Source organism: Tissierella sp. P1 (assembly GCF_002266425.1).
Lineage (GTDB): Bacteria > Bacillota > Clostridia > Tissierellales > Tissierellaceae > Tissierella > Tissierella carlieri.
In genome coordinates this window covers 181,456-203,097 of sequence record NZ_NPMN01000002.1, presented here as the reverse complement: position 1 = coordinate 203,097, position 21,642 = coordinate 181,456, and the positions used below count along the sequence as shown (strand labels likewise).

21 protein-coding genes are annotated in these 21,642 nt (G+C 30.7%); 3 read left to right on the top strand and 18 right to left on the bottom strand.

Features of this window, described 5'->3' with window-relative positions:
* Positions 1 to 53: 53 nt before the first annotated feature.
* Positions 54 to 158 carry an LDCC motif putative metal-binding protein gene (locus tag CIW83_RS24160; protein ID WP_255374252.1) on the bottom strand — a complete coding sequence of 35 codons (105 nt, stop codon included), beginning with the start codon at positions 156 to 158 and terminating at the stop codon, positions 54 to 56.
* Positions 159 to 180: 22 nt separating this feature from the next.
* Positions 181 to 540, bottom strand: coding sequence for a DUF2680 domain-containing protein (locus CIW83_RS02655; RefSeq protein ID WP_094899175.1), 360 nt, complete (start codon positions 538 to 540; stop codon positions 181 to 183).
* A gap of 195 nt (positions 541 to 735) precedes the next feature.
* Between CIW83_RS02655 and CIW83_RS02650 the strand changes: the two genes are divergently transcribed.
* On the top strand, positions 736 to 2,109 hold the full coding sequence (locus tag CIW83_RS02650) for a cell wall metabolism sensor histidine kinase WalK (RefSeq protein ID WP_094899173.1): 1,374 nt from the start codon (positions 736 to 738) through the stop codon (positions 2,107 to 2,109).
* Here CIW83_RS02650 and CIW83_RS02645 read toward each other — a convergent pair.
* From CIW83_RS02645 to CIW83_RS02605, 10 genes are all read right to left on the bottom strand, one after another.
* A complete protein-coding gene (locus CIW83_RS02645; RefSeq protein ID WP_094899171.1) occupies positions 2,106 to 3,221 on the bottom strand; it encodes a GerAB/ArcD/ProY family transporter in 1,116 nt (371 codons plus the stop codon). The two genes, CIW83_RS02650 and CIW83_RS02645, sit on opposite strands and share 4 nt — an antisense overlap.
* 5 nt (positions 3,222 to 3,226) lie before the next feature.
* On the bottom strand, positions 3,227 to 3,781 hold the full coding sequence (locus CIW83_RS02640; protein ID WP_158219989.1) for a Ger(x)C family spore germination C-terminal domain-containing protein: 555 nt from the start codon (positions 3,779 to 3,781) through the stop codon (positions 3,227 to 3,229).
* On the bottom strand, positions 3,778 to 4,476 hold the full coding sequence (locus tag CIW83_RS02635) for a hypothetical protein (RefSeq protein WP_094899168.1): 699 nt from the start codon (positions 4,474 to 4,476) through the stop codon (positions 3,778 to 3,780). Before CIW83_RS02635 ends, CIW83_RS02640 begins: the two co-directional genes overlap by 4 nt.
* Positions 4,463 to 5,905: a spore germination protein gene (locus tag CIW83_RS02630; protein ID WP_094899167.1), complete on the bottom strand. Its 1,443-nt coding sequence runs from the start codon at positions 5,903 to 5,905 to the stop codon at positions 4,463 to 4,465. The genes CIW83_RS02635 and CIW83_RS02630 overlap by 14 nt, the downstream gene beginning before the upstream one ends.
* Positions 5,906 to 6,036: 131 nt before the next feature.
* Positions 6,037 to 6,183: a hypothetical protein gene (locus CIW83_RS22065; protein ID WP_158219988.1), complete on the bottom strand. Its 147-nt coding sequence runs from the start codon at positions 6,181 to 6,183 to the stop codon at positions 6,037 to 6,039.
* A 45-nt stretch (positions 6,184 to 6,228) separates the two neighbouring features.
* Positions 6,229 to 7,095 carry a hypothetical protein gene (locus CIW83_RS02625; protein WP_094899165.1) on the bottom strand — a complete coding sequence of 289 codons (867 nt, stop codon included), beginning with the start codon at positions 7,093 to 7,095 and terminating at the stop codon, positions 6,229 to 6,231.
* 185 nt (positions 7,096 to 7,280) lie between these two features.
* A complete protein-coding gene (locus CIW83_RS02620) occupies positions 7,281 to 8,567 on the bottom strand; it encodes an amidohydrolase (protein WP_094899163.1) in 1,287 nt (428 codons plus the stop codon).
* A 20-nt stretch (positions 8,568 to 8,587) separates the two neighbouring features.
* Positions 8,588 to 9,115 carry an ECF transporter S component gene (locus CIW83_RS02615; protein ID WP_094899162.1) on the bottom strand — a complete coding sequence of 176 codons (528 nt, stop codon included), beginning with the start codon at positions 9,113 to 9,115 and terminating at the stop codon, positions 8,588 to 8,590.
* A 66-nt stretch (positions 9,116 to 9,181) separates the two neighbouring features.
* Positions 9,182 to 9,610, bottom strand: a complete 429-nt coding sequence (locus CIW83_RS02610) for a DUF1893 domain-containing protein (protein ID WP_094899187.1) — start codon at positions 9,608 to 9,610, stop codon at positions 9,182 to 9,184.
* 19 nt (positions 9,611 to 9,629) lie between these two features.
* Positions 9,630 to 10,997 (bottom strand): MATE family efflux transporter, encoded by a 1,368-nt coding sequence (locus CIW83_RS02605; RefSeq protein WP_094899160.1) that lies wholly within the window; start codon positions 10,995 to 10,997, stop codon positions 9,630 to 9,632.
* Between the two features lie 200 nt (positions 10,998 to 11,197).
* On the opposite strand from CIW83_RS02605, the gene CIW83_RS02600 reads away from it, so the two are divergent.
* A complete protein-coding gene (locus CIW83_RS02600) occupies positions 11,198 to 11,617 on the top strand; it encodes an acyl-CoA thioesterase (protein WP_094899159.1) in 420 nt (139 codons plus the stop codon).
* Between the two features lie 115 nt (positions 11,618 to 11,732).
* The gene (rpsD, locus tag CIW83_RS02595) at positions 11,733 to 12,332 is read left to right on the top strand and encodes a 30S ribosomal protein S4 (protein ID WP_094899157.1); all 600 of its coding nucleotides are present in this window, start codon (positions 11,733 to 11,735) and stop codon (positions 12,330 to 12,332) included.
* A gap of 37 nt (positions 12,333 to 12,369) precedes the next feature.
* On the opposite strand, the gene CIW83_RS02590 is transcribed toward rpsD, so the two are convergent.
* The 6 genes from CIW83_RS02590 to uvrB form a co-directional block, all read right to left on the bottom strand.
* Positions 12,370 to 14,043, bottom strand: coding sequence for a hypothetical protein (locus CIW83_RS02590; RefSeq protein ID WP_094899156.1), 1,674 nt, complete (start codon positions 14,041 to 14,043; stop codon positions 12,370 to 12,372).
* The gene (locus tag CIW83_RS02585; protein WP_094899154.1) at positions 14,040 to 14,762 is read right to left on the bottom strand and encodes an ABC transporter ATP-binding protein; all 723 of its coding nucleotides are present in this window, start codon (positions 14,760 to 14,762) and stop codon (positions 14,040 to 14,042) included. The genes CIW83_RS02590 and CIW83_RS02585 overlap by 4 nt, the downstream gene beginning before the upstream one ends.
* Before the next feature lie 282 nt (positions 14,763 to 15,044).
* Positions 15,045 to 15,194, bottom strand: coding sequence for a hypothetical protein (locus tag CIW83_RS22060; RefSeq protein WP_158219987.1), 150 nt, complete (start codon positions 15,192 to 15,194; stop codon positions 15,045 to 15,047).
* Positions 15,195 to 15,198: 4 nt separating this feature from the next.
* Complete coding sequence (locus CIW83_RS02580; RefSeq protein WP_094899152.1) at positions 15,199 to 16,524, bottom strand: tetratricopeptide repeat protein; 1,326 nt, start codon at positions 16,522 to 16,524, stop codon at positions 15,199 to 15,201.
* 304 nt (positions 16,525 to 16,828) lie between these two features.
* Complete coding sequence (uvrA, locus tag CIW83_RS02575) at positions 16,829 to 19,654, bottom strand: excinuclease ABC subunit UvrA (RefSeq protein ID WP_094899151.1); 2,826 nt, start codon at positions 19,652 to 19,654, stop codon at positions 16,829 to 16,831.
* Between the two features lie 11 nt (positions 19,655 to 19,665).
* Complete coding sequence (gene uvrB / locus CIW83_RS02570; RefSeq protein WP_094899148.1) at positions 19,666 to 21,630, bottom strand: excinuclease ABC subunit UvrB; 1,965 nt, start codon at positions 21,628 to 21,630, stop codon at positions 19,666 to 19,668.
* Positions 21,631 to 21,642 lie beyond the last annotated feature (12 nt).

Sequence of the window (21,642 nt, the reverse complement as noted above, 5' to 3'; positions counted from 1 at the left end):
AAATTGGGATAGGAAAACAATTAATACACTTTTGATATCAATGTAGTTATTGTTTATTTGTTTTTGCTTAATTGGCAACAATCCAATGGTTGTTCTCCAAAAGATTCTTTATTAGCCTTTACAAGTTTATCTAGCATTTTTTTAATCCATTTTAGCAAATTGCCTCACCTGCCTCCGAATTTATCTTGCCCAACTATTACCTCTCATCATGCCCATTCCTCTTCCCATTCCAAAGCCTTTTCCACCACAACCACCTGGCATGAATCCATTTTTATTATGGAATTCTTCCATTTCTTCAAAATGCTCTTCCCACGCCTTTGCTTCTTCTTCTGTTATTAATCCACTTTCAAGAGCCTTTTTTATTTGTTCCTTCTTAAATTCAGTTCTTTCCTTAAACCATGCTTCTCTATCTTCTATATTGAGGTTTGTATTTCTATTTCCAGGAATTATACTTGGTGTTTTCGTTGTATCAGCATATGCAACTAAAGAACCAATTCCTAGACTTAACACTAAAGCTCCTACTACTAATGATTTTTTCACAATAACCTCTCCTTTCATTTTATAGCTTCATTATAGCTACAAAATGTGAAGAAAATATGGAGAAAATTAAAATTATCTTTAACTTCTTCATAATGACTTCAAGATTAACTGTTATAATATAACTATACTATAACAAAAAAATTACCTGTACACATAATTTTAATGTGTTCTTTAACAATTATTGGAGGAATATATATGAAACTTTCTAAAAAACTTACTCTTAACTTCATATTTTCAATTCTTGTGTCTATTATAATCATTAGCTTTATATCAAATCTAATGATAAATAATAAATTTGAAAATTATCTTGCTGAAGAGCAGCAGAGTAAACTTCAGAAAATATGTGATGAAATTAATGATTTATATAATAAGAATGGATATGTCTTATATCAAAGAGAAATTAACTCCTATGCATCCTTAGAAAATGTATATATTGAAATAAGAGATTTAAATGATAACATTTTGTATACTTCTAATAATGGAAATGGTATGGAAGGAATGGGCGGGATGCATAGAAGGATGATGAGGATGCACAACATTCCTGAGGGAAATTATATAGAAAAATCCTGCCCATTACTTGAAGGAAATGATGAGGTGGGAAAATTAATTATAGGATATATTGATAATGCTTATTTAACTGAATCTGCAATTATTTTTAAAGATACCTTAACTAAATCATTCTTTATTTCAGCTATATTCACAATCTTCCTTGGACTAGGAACAAGTGCTATGCTGTCTAAATCTCTAACTAATCCTTTATTAGAAATTAGAAATACAGCAGTTGAAATGCGCAAAGGTAATCTTAACAGAAAATCTAATGTAAATACCAGTACAGTAGAAATTCTAGAATTATCAGATTCAATTAATTATCTTGGTGAAACTTTAGCCAAACAAGAAAATATAAGAAAAAAATATGCTTCTGATATTTCCCATGAACTTAGAACTCCTTTAGCTACTCTCAAAAGTCATCTAGAAGCTATTATTGATGGAATATGGGAGCCTAATGAAGATCATTTGAATATTCTAATGAAAGAAATCGATAGATTATCTACTTTAGTTGATGATCTTAAAAATTCCTTTAGGTCGGAAGAACTAGATCTAGTTCTAAATAAGACTAGATTTGATATGTCTAAAGAACTTCGAGATACTATTACAACATTTATTCCCCTATATACAAAAGAAGGCTTTTGCATTGAAACTAGCATAGAGGATAATATTAACATCACCATGGATAGAGATAAACTTAAACAAATAATGTATAATCTACTATCAAACTCCATTAAATATCTTAATGAAGGAGGTAAGGTTTTTATAACTCTTATAAGCAATAAAGATAATAGCATTATTAAAGTAGCTGACAATGGCATAGGAATAGAAGAAAAAAATCTGCCATTTATATTCGACAGATTTTATAGGTCTGATAATTCAAGAAACAAAAACACTGGCGGAACTGGACTTGGTTTATCTATTGTAAAATCTATAGTTGAAGCCCACAATGGAACAATAGATATAAAAAGTAAATATGGAGAAGGGACAGAAGTTATAATAACTCTTCCTTTAAACAACTAATTTCCAAGTCTCTCATGTTTTCCAAAGGAACTTCTTCTAAAGAAGTATACTATCATTATTACTAAGGGTATGAAAGTCTTGAAAATAAAATAGTAAATATATTCTGACAATCTTATTGGTTTTAACTCTATTAATATGGGCTTAAACTCAGCAATATAATAAGTTATCAAAATACTAATTACCCCAATAATGTATAATATTATATTTTTTCCTTTTTTCCTAAATATTTCTTTAAAGGCCTCACTGGAAATATAAAGATATGCAGTAATCTTACCCATCATAGCAATTATCCATATAAGTGTATAAACAGACTCTAGTCTTTCAAAAATAGAGTAGGTTTTAATACGCCTAATATAATTTAAAAATGGAAAGTTCGAGTGTTTAGCTTGCTCTATTCCTAATGATGCTTGAGTTGCCACTACTACTAGTAGTGCAAATAATAAAGAATAAAAGACGGCTTTAGTAAAAATTTTATTTATAGCTTTCTTATTTTCGAGTTTTGGGGTAATCATACTTATTATAGATATATCAACAAATATAAGGGATAATTCTATTGCACCAATATTAATATCTAGAAAATTAGAATCTTTATATATAGGCAGTAATATTTTTAAATCTATGCTATTATATCCTAGAAGAACAAAAATGATGACTGAAGTTATAATTATTGGAACAAATAATTCTGCCCCTCTAAATAAAGCTTCCCCCCCTTTAGAGGCAACATATATGCAGCTGCCTATTAGAAATATTATAGTTATAACTGGTTTTGTATTTGTCAGGAATGAAGTTCTTATCATTTGAATAGCTGTATAAGAAAATAAAATTGATATGGTTGCAAAAAAAATTCCATAAAGCACCCCCATAATCTTCCCTAAAACTTTACCCAATATCTTTTCCAAATATCCAATAATTGTAAGTTCATTGAATCTATTAGATAAAAATAATAAGGGAATAGATGATAAGATGGTATAGAAAAAAGATACTATAATAACTATCCATATATCCTGATTAGCTGGACCTATATATATTGTAGGCATAATAGTAATTATAGTTGTTATTCTATTAATAGTAATAAGTAAGCTTGCTTGCCTTGATGAAATCTTTTCACTCATCCTTATTATCTCCTTCTTCTTAGGTTACTAGGCACATTAATAATTCCAGCCTTTACTATATCTGTTTCTACATTGATGCTATAAGATATATCTGGAAAAATGTTATTCCAGTTTTCAGCTATATCTTTCCATATCTCTGGATATTGGCGATGTACTGTTGTCCCGATACTGAAATTATCTTGCTTGAATTCCTTTTGTCCTTTATCCATAGTTGCTGAAACAAGACTTTTTACTTTTTCAGAACAAGATTTTTCAAGTTCTTTAAGAGTTTCAGAGTCACTTATATCAACTGCTTTATTTTCTTCAGCTAATGATCCTCTTAACTTTATGTTAATATTTAAATGTATTTGTCCATTAGATATCTCAATATTATTTTTAGTTTTTGAATTTAGTATTTCTACTGTAGTAAATTTTTCCTCATTTCCAATAATGGCCTTCCCATTATTTAATCTCTCAGGAGTATTAAATACAATTCCTCCTCCTTTTACACGATCTACAATAAAGTTAAAGCCAAGTATTTCATCTCCATCAAAGTATCCCACTAAATAATCTCTCTTCAATACGCTCCGCCAGATACGTCTAATATTGATTTCATAGGCATATTTCTACGCCTTTCTTCATCTATTACTCTTTTTTCTAGTCTCTGTACAACTCCTATAACAGGCTCATTACTTATTTCATAGTAATATCTAAAATATTCAGCCATACTTACACTCAAACATTTTCCATTGTACTGAAAATTATCTAAGATATCCTTTAAGTAGGCCCCAGCAGATTCACTAAGCTCTCCCTTCACTCCCATTACTTCATAGGCCTTAGCTTCCTTAGCAACTAGTATGTATGCACTCTCTCTTGGTTCATAATCTCTTAGAAATAAATCTAAGAATCCAGTGATACCTTTCTTGGCGAATTCTTCTCCAAATATAAGGATATTAGAATGAGAAAAAAATAATTTTCTATCAAAATGCAAAGTTACATCTCTGATTGCCTCAAATACTGTTTTACCCATACCTTGAGCAAATACTATATTTCCTTGAGAATAAGTAAAGTCGGATGATGAGCTATTAGATGAGCCATTAGATGTAGGGTCTACTATTTCACATGTTATTATCACCTTATCATTTTCCAAATCAATTCCTGTAGCCGTAACTATAGCTAGAGTCTGTAGTTCATGGGTTTCAGTGCAAGATGTAAGGATTAGAGAAGTTACTATTAAATATATTGCTGTAATTAGAAATCTCTCATTTTTTTTCATCTATATCATTCCTTTTCCTTGCATTTTTATTAACTATAGCCCTAGGCCTATAATCCATCTCCTTTATGGATCTCATAAAAATAAAATCTTTCATACCTTCTCTATCATATGGAGCTATAGGATACATATAAGGAACTCCAAAGGATTTTAATGAAATAAGATGAATTATCATTACTACTATGCCACAGACTACACCATATAATCCTAATGATCCCCCTAGAAAAAGTAATATTAGTCTATAAATAACTATTATTTCTCTCTGCTGTGGAACTATAAATTCTGATATACCTGTAATTGCAATGACTATAACCATTAGAGGGCCAACTATTCCTGCTTGAACAGCTGTCTGCCCTATTACTATACCACTTACTACAGTTACTGCTGTACCTATGTTACTAGGTATTCTAAGACCCGATTCTTTAATTAGTTCAATAAAAAAGAGCATAAGTAATGCTTCTATGAAAGCTGTAAATGGTACTTCTTCTATGTTCTTAGCCATAGACATAAGCAGTTTTGTAGGTATCATTTCTTGATGAAAAGTCTTTAGAGCTACAAAAAAACCAGGCAATACTATTGAAGCAATTAAGGCAAAAATTCTTAGAATTCTTAGAAATGTTCCATACTGTGGTCTTGAATAGTAATCCTCAGCCATTTGCAAATCTTCTATAAATAACTTTGGCACGGTCAATACATCTGGACTTCCATCACATAAAATAGCAATCCTTCCTTCTAAAATTTTCCCAGCTGTTACATCAGGCTTTTGTGTATATCCAATTGTACATATCATTGTTTTTGGAGCATCCTCTATATAGCGTTGTATATATGCTGAATCCAATATTCCATCTATTCTAATATTTTCTATTCTCCTTCTTAATTCATCTAATATCTCTTGCTTCACTAAACCATCTATATAAGCCAATGACATCTGAGTATTAGTTTGTACACCTAAAATATAATCTTCAAATACAAAATTATTATTTCTAATTATTCTCCTTAAAAGGGCCTTATTTACATTAATATCTTCGATAAAACCTTCCTTAGGTCCTCTAACTACCCTTTCATTTCCAGATTCTTCTATTGTCCTTTTCTCCCAGAAATTTAATTCGAACAAATATGCTACATTCATACCTTCTATGAATAACACAGCATTACCAGTTGTCATTGGGTATGAAATTTCATTCATATTATATACCTCTTTTGCACCTGCAATAAAAATCGTAGATAATACATCTTGAGGAGATATTAAATCTTTGATTAAAGGCTTTATTAAATTATCATTTAATCTGCTTTTATCAACTAGCCCATCTATATATCCAACTATTACCTTAGTATTACATAAGGTATCAAGCTCATATAAAATTAGATCGCTAGAATTTTTAAATATTTTCTTTAATTCTTCTCGATTTTCTTCTAGATTCTTTAAAATCATAATTCTCACCTTTAGGATTTTTCGATATCATAAATTATTGCCAACTAATAAAAAAATATAATAATCATTAGGACTTTCCTAATGATTATTATATTCACAAAACAATATAGTGTCTGTTCTCCACGATTTTATTATCTTTTAACTAAATCCTTAGCATGTTCTTCTGCTATAGATTTTGCTTTATCTATATGTAATATCCTCATTTCTCTCTTTTCCATTATAGAAATTTCTTTAGAATCTTGACTAATAATGCAAATATATAGAACAATCTTAATCAATATAATTTACAAGCACAAGATCTACCAGTTTACTATATTATAATTCTATTGTATATTGTCTTTTACTACATATGCCTCAGAAAGCATTAAATGAACAATAAATAACTCTTTATTGTTAAAGTCATCTAGTTTCAATTCATCCAAATAATCGATAATACTATTAATTTCCTTAATATTTTCTTGAATACTTAGTTCTGAAAATAACATCTCTATTACCCCTTTAATTATTGCTGTTTCTTCTTCAGCAAGAAGACTAATAAATTTTTCTATTCCTTCTTGAGTATATGATTTACATAGGTATGATCCATATCCTTCTGCATATGCTCCATCTAAATCATGAGAATATTGGCTAATTATTTCTTCTAAGGAATTACTCTCTTCTAAATTAATAAATAATCTATCCAGCTTTTCTACATCTTTTTCTAATGCCATCATTTCTTTACTTTTAATTTCAACATTCTCATCTGCTTTAATATTCATCCCTACTTTTCCACTGGCTTCCTTGCCTATAATCTTTATTCTACTTTCGCCTTTCTTAACTGAAATTGTTTTACCAACCTCATCAGTTCCATACAAGATAGTTATAATCTCATAATCTGGTGATATCAATACTACCTTGAAATCTCCTTTATTGATATTTGATTCAAAGTTGATTGTGATTTCACTGTCTTCATTAACTGTAATATAATATATAGTATCCATTCCTGTAAAATATTTGAATTCGATTATTTTTTTGTTATCTGCATCTTTTCCTAATTTTTCTAAATATGTAAAGCTATCATCAGTTTTTATAATCTCAATATCATCATCAAATATACCCTTTTGATAGTCATTAGCAAAATCACATCCACTAATAGTCACAACTATTAATATTACAAGAGTTATTAGTTTTAATTTCTTATAATATTTCACATTAAATCCCCCTTTTTTATAAATCTCAACGTGAAATCGATTTCTATCTTATAGCATAAAATTAATATAACTTGCTGAGCTTTATAAAATCAATGTTCTTAGTCAATTTTATTACTAGCACAGCAAGTTAATTTCTTAATAACTATTATATTGGATCCAAAGCAAACATATTTCAATAAAGTTTATTATCTTCTAATTAAATCCTTAGCATGCTTTTCTGCCATAAATTTTATCTTTTCTACATCTAATGTCTTTATCTCTCGCTTTTCCATTATTATCTTTCCATCTACTATAACTGTATCAACATCTGAAGCTTGAACTGAATAAGCTAAAGAGGATATTATATTGTGATGCGGATAAAGATGAGGTTTATCTATGTCAATTAATATTAGATCTGCTTTCTTGCCTAATTCTATTGACCCTATTTCTTTATCCCATTTTAAAGCCTTTGCTCCATTTATAGTTGCCATCTCAAGGGCTGATATGGCTGGAACCGATACTGCATCTAAATTAACTGCCTTGTTTATAATAGCTGCTAAGTTAATTTCTTCAAACATATTTAAGTTATTATTAGATGAAGAACCATCTGTCCCTAGTGCAACTGAAATTCCCCTATTTAACATCTTATCCACTGGTGCAAATCCACTAGCTAATTTTAAGTTGCTACCTGGATTATTTACTGGATACACATTCTTTTCCCTCATAATTTCCATATCATTATCATCTACATGAACACAGTGAGCAGCAATAGTGTGTGTATCAAATATCCCTAAATCATATACATGTTTAATTGGAGATTTGCTATATAGTTTAAAACTATCATCCACTTCTTTCTTTGTCTCGGAAAGATGTATATGGATACCTGTGTTTAATTCCTTTGCCAGTTTAAAACTCTCTTTTAAAAAATCTGGGCTACAGGTATATGGTGCATGAGGTGCTACCATAACCTTAATTCTTCCATTTCCCCTACTATTCCAATTTTTAAATAATTCTCTAGTCTCATTAAGTTTTATTTGTGCCTGATCATCTTCGATCAAACCTCTAGTAAGTACCCCTCTCATTCCTGATTCTTCTAGCCCTTTACCCACTTCATCCATAAAGAAGTACATATCGCAAAAAGCTGTAGTACCGCCTTGAATCATTTCAACCATACTTAGAAGTGAACCCCAGTATATATCATCAGCATTTAATTTCGCTTCCGTAGGCCATATCTTTTTAGTCAACCAATCATGCAATGGCAAATCATCGGCAAAATTTCTAAGCAAGGACATACCTATATGTGTATGGGCATTAATTAACCCAGGCATGGCTATCTTATTGTTTCCATCAATAATTTTTTCAACATGTAAATCTTCTCTTTTTTCACCAATATGCATTATCTTATTATCAACAATATAAATATTTGTACTTTCTATTAATTCACTCTTCCCATCCATAGGTACTAATTTAATATTTTTAATTAGTATACTCATCTTTACCCCTCCCTAGTCTATTAATCTAAATCTATGGTAGTATATCTTACTATACTATATACTAAGCTAGGTACCAAAACTAATTGAATTATAATACCTGGTATTCCAGTTGTAACTCCTCCTATGACAAATATCATAGGGTCCATTTCAATTGCAAAAAATGCCGCTAATATAAACACTACTAATCCTGCCATTATCCTTCCAGCTATCATAGATATTATCAATGCAACTACAGAAGGTAGTTCTAACTTTCTATATAGTATTGAAGCTACAAGTCCATAAATACCTAATTCAAAAATCATAATCACTGCCATTGGAAACAATGGCGGCATTCCAGTGATCAAAGAATTAAGTATAGGGGTTAACATACCTAATAATAATGCTAAATACGGTGGTAATAAAAAGCCTCCTATTAAAACTGGAACATGCATAGGTAAAAATATATTTCCTGGAATTCCTGTTGTATGAAATATCGTTGGAATAATAACTCCTATTGCTAATAATAATCCTGCTATAATTAATCTCTTAGTATTATTTTTTTCGTACATTAAATATCTCCTTTCTACAGGATAGCAAAGCTATTACCTGTCTATCTATTGATGCAATTAGCTAAATCATTGCTTACTTATTGATGCGAAAAATTCTTTTATACCTTGTAACAATAATATAGGGTCTTCTATAGCTAGTGAAAGCTTCTCTATAGGACAATAGTCAGTTTTATCTCTATTTTTAATGTATGGACAAGATTTATTCTCAGTATATGGAATCTTATATTTATCTAAGGCAGAAATACCACCTTCTGATATCAAATCAGTATATACTTCCTTAATACCAATATAACCACATAAAATAGCTGCTCCTTTACCAATTACTCTATCGGCCAATGAAGCCTCATAAACCTTTGCCTTCATTTCAGTAGCTATAATATACATAGGTTTAATCCCCTTATCTTTAGATTTAAAAACTACTTCACCATTTTTTACTGCTACTAATGCCTGATCTTCTTCTATCAAAAGTTTCTTTGCTATTTCTATATCTTTCATATACTCACCTTCCCATCTTTTATTCAATAATCAGTGCATCACTTTCAAAAATATCCTTTCTTTTAAAATACCAGTATGAAAATACCAATCTAAAGCACATATCTATTCCAATACCTATCCAAATCCATAGTATATCTGCCTTAAATATATAAGCCATTATCATAACAAAAGGAACTCTAATAATCCAAAGTCCTATTCCTGCATTAATCATAGGAACCTTTGCATAACCTGCTCCTCTTAATGCACCATTTAATACTCCAGATATATTTTGAGGCAATTGGACTATACCCATTACAAATAAGTACATAGCACCTATTCTAATAACTTCTGGCTCCTTTACTAAAAGTCCCATTATCTGTTTAGGAAATATGAGGAGTACACCTGCAGCAAATATAGTTACAATAACGGTATATCTTATTAATTGTTTAAGATATTTTTTACCTAACTCTTTGTCTCTACTGCCTAATGCATAACCAACAAATGTCGTTGCTGCTACACCAAATCCTGTTGCAGGCATATAGGATATAGATTCTGCCTGTAGACCTAATTGATAGGCCGAATAAGCCAGCTCTCCATAAGTAAGAATAGCTCTTGTAAGAAATATGGATGCTGCTTGCCAAAATGATGTTTCAAAGGATGTTGGAAGTCCAAGTTTTAATATCATTAAAGCTTCATCTGATTTAAACTTAAATTCCAATTTTTCTCCCATACTAGTTATAATTCCATTTTTACCAAATAGCATAATTATTCCAAATATAGCAGAAGTAATATATGCTATATTATAAGCATATCCTGCACCTATTAATCCTAGTGACTTAATACCTGCTTTCCCAGTTACTAAAATGAATCCAGCAGCAATATTAACTATATTTAATATACCAACAGCTATCATAGGTGTCCTTGCATTACCCATTCCTTGAAGTATACCAGCGACTAAAAGTATTACTGCCGCAAAAGGTAACGACCAAGATATTGTCTTTAAATATAATGCTCCATTTGCAAGTAAATCTGGATTTGGATTAAATACTGTTAATAATGGTTTGGCAAACCAAAAGAGTAATTGCTGAAATATAATAGCTGTACCTATGGAAATTATAAATGATTGTTCTGAAATGGATTTTAGCTTTTTATAGTTATTTGCTCCATGAGATTGAGCCACTAAAACCGAGGTGCCTGTGGCTATACCTTTAAATATCCCCCATAATATCCTATAAAGAACTGTTGCTATACCTATAGCACCAACTGCATAGGCATCAATCCTACCAATCATTGCCATAAGTACAATTCCAGCAGTCATTTGCAAAACATTTTCACCAGTAATAGGTAAAATCATAGACAATATTCTATTTCTAATAAGCTTATTTTCTTGTAAAAGTCTTTGCTCCATTCCATATCCCCTTATATTTAATTTTTATAATATATAACCTAATTATTATAATATATTTCGATACTCTAAACAAGCCATAACCTTTATTTAAAACCATACTAATACTATATCATGTAGATTGTAAATAATAAATATAATTTGCTTTTAATCTATGATTTGTTATAATGTTTGTGACAATCTAAATCTAAGGAGGAAAGACAATGGAAATAGTTAATGTGTCTAGATTAGTTAAATCAGAGGATTTAAATCATCATGGTACTTTATTTGCAGGAAGAGGAGCAGAATGGTTTGTAGAAGCCTGCTTTATATGCGGTGCTAAGGCTACGCAAAAACCTGAGAATATAGTTTGTGTAAATATTCATGGCTTGACTTTTAAAACTCCTGGTAATAAAGGAGATATAATAAATTTACAAACTAGAATAGCAAAGGCTGGAAGAACTAGCTTTGTTGTATATGGGAAAATGACTAAAAATAACAGTAAAGATATACTGTCAGATGGATTCATTACTTTCGTATTCATTGATGAAAATAACAAAACAATTCCTCATGGCATTGTTTTAGGAGATCCTATAGATGAGGAAGATATTAAAATAAGAGAAATGGCGGAAAAATTAAAATAAATTAGAATAACAGAAGCAAATGATAATAATTATCATTTACTTCTATGCTTTTTTATGTTATACTATTTTTGGCTCAAAATTATCGCGGCAAATAATTTTGATGGAGTGATAAATATTGGCAAAAATGATGGGGCCTAGATTTAAACAATCTAGGAGATTAGGATTAAATGTTTGTGGTCATCCTAAAGCAATGGATAGAGCCACTAGAGGAACATCTAGAGCAGACAAAAAGCTTACTGAGTACGGAAGACAATTATTAGAGAAGCAAAGACTTAGAGCATACTATGGTGTAATGGAAAAACAATTTTCAAAATATGTTAGAATTGCTAAGAAATCTGAGGAGCAAACAGGTCATGCCCTTATAAAAATTTTGGAAACAAGGTTAGATAATCTTGTATATAGGCTAGGCTTTGCTTCATCCATTAGACAAGCTAGACAGATGGTAGTTCACGGACATATTCTTGTGAATGGAAGAAAGGTAGATATACCTTCATATATAGTTGAAATAGGAGATACTATCGAGCTGAAGGGAAAATCTAAAGATATTGAGATTTTTAAAGAGAATTTTAATAACTTCTTTTTAAATCAATATCCATACCTAGAAAAAGACGAAAATAAAATGTCTGGTACTCTAGTTAGATATCCAGAAAGAAATGAAATTCCTATAGAGATAGAAGATCAATTAGTTGTTGAATATTATTCAAGACTTATGTAATATCAAAAGGCACAGAAATTTCTGTGCCTTTTTTATTCTACTCAATAACTTCAAACTGTTTGGTTATTAGCTTTTTTAACACCCCAAATAATATCACTGATGAGATACCAAATACTAAAGTTAATAATCCATATATAAGATTTATATTTACCCTATCTATTATTTTAATTACTAAAAATACTAGTCCTCCCACATATAAAGTACCTACACCCATACCAATTAATACATTTAGATTTTGTTTCATGGCTTTCTGTGGATTGTTCCAGTCCAACATTGGTCGTAGAATATCTATTATCATACCAATCTGGGTCATTGGTATACTACCTAGGAGTCCTAAGAATATTATCAATAGAATAATTAGAATATCTAATTTCACTACAAAAATTAAACTTACTAATAAAGCAATTATACCTAACACTTGAACAGCTAAAGATGATAATACTCTGCCTATTATCTGGTCTTCTACTTTTATAGGTAAAGTCCTTTGTATCCAGAAACATTTACCTTCTCTAGAAAAAGTAGTGGCTCCTATACTATTTAACATACCTAGAGCCACAACGAGACCTATACCTGCTAAAGCGATTAATCCTGAATCAACTCCTAGCATATCTATCATTGCTGACAGAGATTCATCTCCACCTGTCATATTAGACATTGCTAATATTATTGGAAATATAATTACTCCTCCAACTGCATTCAATAAATACACTGGAGTTTTAAACAGCATTATAATTTCCTTTTTGGCTAGAGCTAAATATGGTTTAGTTTCTCTAGCAGAATCTCTTATAGATAATTTCTTTCCTCTTCCCTTAGATGCCGATACTTCTATATTTCCTATTAGTCCATCAAAGAATAAGCTCTCAGATAAAAATATCATTATAAAGAAAGATATGATGCCTACTCCTATAAAAGATAATAGATTAATTAATCCTAAGATATTAGAATTATTTACTAAAGCCAATGTTCCCCATTGAGAGGGTGGAAATCCTAATCCTAATTTCTTCACTAAGAGATTAGAATCTGCTACTAGATTCATAAGAAAATTATCTCCTTGCATTATGGCCTTTTGTGCTATGGTTTGAATTTTAAGTTGAAGATACACTATAGCTATAAGGAAAAGCACTGCACTAATTGTCCTAATTAAATCCTTCTTCCTTCCGATATTTGTATACTTCATAAATACCATTATAAGAATAGAAGCTAATACTAAAGGTACGATAGGAAGTGTGGCAGCTAATAATAGTGAATATATCCAATAAATAGGACCTTCTCCGCCCTTGGTTCCATAAATAATGATAAATGGTAGTATTATAGGTAATGAAGTTAAGTATTCACTTATCATAAGAGTTACAAATTTTGATCCTAAAATATAAGATGGTTTAATAGGTAATGGTACTAAGTGAGCTAAATCATTAGAAAAATAATATTTGCTCATTACATAGAGAAGTCCAAATAGAAATATCATTATCTGTGAAGCTAGAAATCCTGAGAGTAAAAACATAGATTTCTGTCCTATTTGACTATAGATATCGTACATCCCATTTAAGCCCTTTACCATCATAAAATAGGTTGGTAAAAGAGATAACATAGCTAAACCAAAGACTATTATCTGCCATCTATTTTTCTTATTTTTAAAACTATAGGCTATGGAGGAAAAACCAAAGGTAGTATTAAAGTCGGTTTTGATTAATGAAATTATCTTTTTCATCATTCAGTCAACTCCAAGAATATATTTTCTAGGGATTCTCTTTCTTCAGCATGAGTCCTCAATTCTTCCATAGTTCCCATAGCTACGATTCTACCTTTATTTATTATTGCTATTCTATCACAAAGTTTCTCTGCTACTTCCAATACATGGGTGGAAAAAAATACGGTTTTACCTTCATCACACATTTTTCTCATTATCTCTTTAAGATTAAAAGCTGATTTTGGGTCTAGGCCTACCATGGGTTCGTCAAGGATAAATAACTTTGGGTCACTTAGTAGGGCAGATGTAAGAACTAACTTTTGCTTCATACCATGGGAATAACTAGCTATTATATCACCTATAGCATCTTTTATATTGAATAATTCTAGATAATAATTCATCTTCTTTTCCCTTTCCTCTTTGGGGATTCCATACATATCAGCTATAAAGTTTAGATACTCTATCCCTTTTAATCTATCATATATTTCAGGATTATCTGGAACATAAGAGATCATTGATTTAGCTTCTAGTGGTTCCTTCCAGGCATCTACTGTTCCTACAGTCACCTTTCCATTATCTGGTTTAAGTAATCCTACTATCATCTTTATAGTTGTGGTCTTACCAGCTCCATTTGGTCCTAGAAAACCAAATATCTCCCCTGGCTTTATATCTAGATTAATATTATCTACTGCCTTTATTGCACCTTTATTATAAGATTTAGAAATGCCTTCAAGTTTTAACAAGTTCATTACCTCCTTGCTTTATTTGTTATATTGATTATATAACAAATATTTTATGATAGCAATATTTATTTAATAAATTAATTATTTCTAACTATTGAAGTCCAAATATACGCAAATCAATGAAAGATTATTTTAAGACAATTCACATGCAATAATGTACTGATTATTATATTAAAATTATAAAAAAACCAAGGTTTTGGCACTTTTACCAAAACCTTGGTTTTCTTTTTTAATTGATTAATTTTAACGTCTATAAAACTATTCTTGCTTATTTAGTTTCACCTACTGCTTAGTTGTTTCCACCTTTAAAACAGAGTCTGTCTTCCCTGGTATAATTGGCTCTCCAGCTCCTCCAGCAATTACTCCAATAGACAGATTAAGTAATAAAAGCATCAATACAACTAAACTTACAAGCATTCTTTTCCTTTTCATTTGATTATTCCCCCTTGATTTTTATTATACTATCTATTAATCCTTCAAGCTTAAAATACTCACGGCTGTCAATACAAGTCCTTAAACATTTAAAGACTGTCAATAGACTATCATTAATCTTAATGCCTGATACAACACTTTCATAGTATTCTTCTATTATTTTTAAAATATCATTGACATCTGCTTTTTTATTTAATTCCATAAGAGCCGTAAGATTTTTTAAAATATAGTCCTGCTGAATATTTTCTTTTGCATATTTTAAGGACTCTTTATAGTATTTTTCGGCTTTCTTAAAATCTCCTAGATTTTCATAAGAAATAGCTAATTGATTACAAATCAGCGAATAATTGTATGAACTCTTATCTAGTTCATCCCAATCTTCTAAAATCGCTTCTAAATACTTATATGCTCGATTTTGATCCTTTAACTTTGTATAAGTCTCAGCTATATTTCCATATATTAAATATTTAAAATCACTGTATCCAGTAAATGTTAAAACCTGAAGAGCATTATTATAACTACTTAAGGCTGTTTCATACTCTCCCATTCCCAGATAACATACTCCTTGTAAATTATATGTTCTCTTCCATAAATCATAATCTTTTCTTTCAGTATATCTCAATAAATCTGAAATTATCTTTAAGGAAGATGTATACATCTTTAATTTATAATAAGCTAAAGCATAATTATAATATATATATATTAGATATTCTTCAGGTATATTATCTACATTTATTAAGGCAATTTGAAATACTGAAACAGCATCCTGACACCTTTCCATATATATATAATTTGCCCCTAATTTAATAGTCAACAGATAGTTTGATTTTCTATTAGGGTATCTATAGATTAATTCATGCCCCCTAAGATAGTAGAAATAAGAGTTTTCATAGTCCTTCTTTTCACGATATATATCTCCTATCAGCTCATATACCTTAAGCTTCTTGTCCATAAGATTATATTCACTTAGAATAAACTCCAAATCATCTAAATCATCTTCATCTATGATATAATCCCCATCTTTTCTATGCTTGTCCCACTGGATAATATAGGTTTCTACTCTTTCTTTTGCATAATATCTTCTTGGATCAAATAAATCCTCTGGTTCAATTATTAAATCCATGTCTCTCTGTTCTAAGACACTATTTATATTTTTACATACTATCTCTGCATTATCTGTTTCCAAGGGAATTTTATCACTTTCTATTAACTTAATTAAATCGATATCAAGGTCATTCCCTGCAATATCTGATAGACTAATATTTAATTTCTCTCTTATTTCCTTTAAAATCCCCCGGAAGTAGTCTCTAAGATCACACCCTCCAAACATATCACCCCAAATTTAATATTTAACTTTCAGCGTTTAATACAGAAACTTAAGATTCTATAATGGAATGAATCCTCATTGAAAAGAAATCATCTTATATATACATCTGACTGTAAAACTTTAAAGTTAGTATACGCCCTAAGTTATTTATTGAATCAATACTTTAATTATTAAATTCATTAAATCATATCTTAATATTTGACGTCAATACATTTGTTCATACAATTTTCGATATTTAATGTCGCATTTTGTCAAAAATTAAAGGAAAGTTCTAATCCATTTTAATTAGAACTTTCCTTTAATAAACTTATTCCAAAACTTTTTTTAAAAACTTCCCAGTATACGATTTCTTAACTTTTGCTACTTCCTCTGGAGTCCCTATTGTTACAATTGTTCCTCCCTTATCTCCACCTTCAGGGCCTAAATCTATTATATAATCAGCTGTTTTTATAACATCTAGGTTATGTTCTATAACTACTACTGTATTTCCGCCCTCTACAAGTTGATCTAATACTTTTATTAGCTTGTGAATGTCTGCCACATGAAGTCCTGTGGTTGGTTCATCTAATATATATATTGTCTTTCCTGTAGATCTTTTGGATAGCTCTGTGGCTAGCTTAACCCTTTGAGCTTCTCCACCAGATAATTCTGTTGATGATTGACCAATCTTTATATATCCTAATCCTACATCAAATAAGGTTTCCAGTTTCCTAGATATTTTAGGTATATTCTTGAAAAATTCTACTCCTTCTTCTACTGTCATATCTAATACGTCTGATATACTTTTTCCTTTATATTTTACTTGGAGAGTTTCCCTATTATACCTCTTTCCTTTACATACTTCACAGGGTACATATACATCTGGTAGGAAGTGCATTTCAACCTTAAGTATTCCATCACCATTACAAGCTTCACATCGTCCACCCTTTACATTGAAGCTAAACCTGCCTTTTTGATATCCTCTCATCTTTGCCTCTGATGTCATGGCAAAGACATCTCTTATATGATCAAACATTCCAGTATAGGTAGCAGGATTTGATCTTGGCGTTCTACCTATTGGAGATTGGTCTATATCTATTACCTTGTCCAAATATTCTAATCCTCTTATATCCTTATACTTTCCTGGTTTTACCTTTGATCCATTTAGTTTTTGAGCTAAGGATTTGTGTAATATTTGATTTACTAAAGAAGATTTTCCTGAACCTGATACTCCAGTGACACAGGTTAATACTCCTAGAGGAATCTTTACATCTATGTTTTTCAGATTATTCTCCTCTGCTCCAATTATTTCTACCCATTTCCCATTAGGTTGTCTTCTTTTTTCTGGAACTTCAATCTTTTTCTTACCTGAAAGGTACAGACCTGTCATGGACTCGGGACTATTCTTTATCTCATCAACTGTTCCTTCAGCTATTATATATCCTCCGTGAATACCTGCACCTGGCCCTATATCCACAATATGATCTGCTGCATACATGGTGTCTTCATCATGTTCTACCACTATCAATGTATTCCCTAAATCAGTTAAATTTCTTAGAGTCTTTAATAACTTTTCATTATCTCTTTGATGTAACCCTATACTAGGCTCATCTAGTACATAAACTACTCCTACAAGACTAGACCCTATTTGAGTTGCTAGTCTAATTCTTTGAGATTCGCCCCCAGACAATGTTCCTGCTGTACGAGAAAGAGTTAAATAATTTAAACCAACATCCTTTAAAAAATTTAATCTCTCTTTAATTTCTTTAAATACTTGTTGTCCTATTATTTGTTGCTTTTCTGTAAGAACTAAGTTATCAAAGAATTCTATTGCCTTAGTGATAGAAAGGTCTGTTAGTTCTGCGATATTTAATTTATTTATTCTTACTGCCAGTACTTCATCTTTTAATCTCTTTCCACGACAAGTTGGGCAAGGATTTTCTGTCATATATTCATCTATTTTATTTCTCATATAATCAGAGTTAGTTGCAGTATATCTTCTTTCTAGATTTGGAATTATCCCTTCAAATTTCCCCTTAAAATCTCTAAGCCCTTCTTCATCAAAGTGACTAGCAAATTTAAAGGAAATTACCCTATCTGTACCATATAATAGTTCTTCTATAAACTTCTCAGGTGCATCTTTCAATGGCTTATCTATACTAAAACCATTTTCCTCTGCTAGGGTTTTAAAAATTTGATAATAATATGTGGATTCATTTGAGCTAGAAAATGGTGCAATCCCACCTTCATCTATGCTTAAATCTAGATTAGGTATAACTAAATCTCTATCTATTTCTTTATAAAATCCCAAACCATTACAGGTAGGACACATACCAAAGGGGCTATTGAAAGAGAACATCCTAGGAGATAGCTCTTCAATAGCTATATTACAATCTGGGCATGATAGCTTCTCACTAAACATTACTTTTTCCTTTCCAATAAAATCCACTACAACTAGTCCATCTGCAAGTTTAAGTGCTGTTTCTAAGGAATCTGATAATCTGCCCTCTATACCTTCCTTAACTACTATTCTATCTACTACTACCTCTATAGTATGTTTTTTATTTTTTTCTAGTTTTATCTCGTCTCCAATATCATACATTTCTTCATCAACTATTACTCTAACAAAACCTTCTTTTTTAATACCCTCTAGAATTTTTACATGTTCACCCTTTTTTCCTCTAACAATAGGTGCTAGAATCTGAAGTTTCGTTCTTTCTTCAGATTCCATTATTTTATCTACCATTTGCTCTACGGTTTGGCTGGAGATCTCCTTTCCGCATTTGTAACAATAGGGAGTACCTATTCTAGCGTATAATAGTCTTAAATAATCATATATCTCTGTCACAGTTCCTACAGTTGATCTTGGGTTTTTAGATGTGGTCTTTTGGTCTATGGAAATGGATGGGGATAACCCCTCTATATACTCAACATCTGGCTTATCCATTTGACCTAAAAATTGTCTAGCATAGCTAGATAGAGATTCTACATATCTTCTTTGACCTTCTGCATATATGGTATCAAAGGCTAGAGAAGACTTTCCTGAACCCGATAAACCTGTAAAAACTATGAATTTATTTCTAGGGAGAGTTAAGGATACATCTTTTAGATTATTCTCCTTAGCTCCCCTTATTATTATTTCATCCTTTGCCATTTACTTCACCTCTACTTTAGCTTCTTCTTTAATTCAATTATCTTATCTCTAAGTTCTGCTGCTTTTTCAAAGTTTAATTCTTCGGCTGCTTTTAACATAGCAGATTCTAATCCTTCTATCATGCCTTCTATTTCTTCCTTGGAGAATGATTCCTCATATTTTGCTTCATCTTCTGCTACTATTGTAGCTTCTATTATTTCCCTTACACCTTTCTTTATAGATTGTGGTATAATATTATGTTCTTTATTGTATTCATCTTGAATATTTCTTCTTCTATTTGTCTCAGATATGGCTCTTTCCATAGAATTAGTTATTCTATCTGCATACATAATTACTTTTCCTAAGACATTTCTTGCAGCTCTACCTGTAGTCTGGATCAATGATGTTTCTGATCTCAAAAATCCTTCTTTATCTGCATCTAATATGGCCACTAAGGATACCTCTGGCAAATCTAATCCTTCTCTAAGTAAGTTGATACCTACTAAAACATCATATTTACCTAATCTTAAGTCTCTGATTATCTCCATTCTTTCTATTGTTTCAACATCAGAATGAAGATAAGTAACTTTTATTCCAATATCTTTGAAATAATTAGTTAAATCTTCAGCCATTTTTTTAGTCAGAGTTGTTACTAATACTCTTTCTTCTCTATCTACCACTTTTCTAATTTCATTTACTAAATCATCTATCTGATGATCTGTAGGCTTTACTTCTATAATTGGGTCCAATAAACCTGTAGGTCTAATGATTTGCTCTACTGTATTTTCTGTATGTGTAAATTCATAAGGGCCTGGAGTTGCAGACACATATAAAATTTGATTTATAATAGACTCAAATTCATTAAATTTAAGAGGTCTATTGTCTAATGCTGATGGTAGCCTAAATCCATATTCAACTAAGTTTGTCTTTCTAGATTTATCCCCTTCGTACATACCTCTTATTTGTGGTATGGTAACATGAGACTCATCTACTATTATTAAAAAATCATCTGGAAAATAGTCTATTAAAGTAAAGGGTCTAGAACCAGAAGGTCTATTGCTTAAATGTCTTGAATAGTTTTCTATTCCTTGACAAAATCCCATTTCTTCTAACATTTCTAAATCATATCTAGTCCTTTGTTCTAACCTTTGGGCTTCAAGGAGTTTCTCCTTACCTCTTAATTCTTTTAATCTTTCATCTAATTCTTCTTCTATAGTTTCTATTGCTCTTTTAACTTTCTCTTCAGTTGTAGCATAGTGAGAGGCTGGAAATATAGAAACATGAGATCTAAGCCCAATTACTTCACCAGTCAGATGATTTACTTCCACTATCCTATCAATTTCGTCTCCAAAAAATTCAATTCGAATTGTATTTTCACTGGATGAGGCTGGAAATATTTCTAGTATATCTCCTCTGACTCTGAAGGTTCCTCTAATAAAATTAATATCATTCCTTATATATTGAATATCTATTAATTTTCTCATTATCTCATCTCTGTCCTTTATCATACCTGGCCTTAAGGAAACTACAAGATTTTCGTAATCTATAGGATCTCCCAGACCATATATACAGGATACAGATGCTACTATAATTACATCTCTCCTCTCAAATAAAGCAGCCGTAGCGGAATGTCGTAGTTTATCTATCTCATCATTAATTGATGCATCTTTTTCTATATAGGTATCTGATTGTGGTACATATGCCTCAGGTTGGTAATAATCATAATAGCTAACAAAATATTCTACAGCATTATTAGGAAAAAACTCTTTAAATTCAGAAGCTAATTGATAGGCTAATGTTTTATTATGTGCTATGACTAATGTTGGTTTTTGAACTTTCTCAATTATGTTCGCCATAGTAAAGGTCTTTCCAGAACCAGTGACTCCAAGTAATACCTGATGTTTAAGGTCCTTATTGATACCTTCTACTAAATTATTTATAGCTTCTGGTTGGTCACCAGTTGGTTTAAAGCTTGATTCTATTTTAAATTTATTCATATTTACACCTCA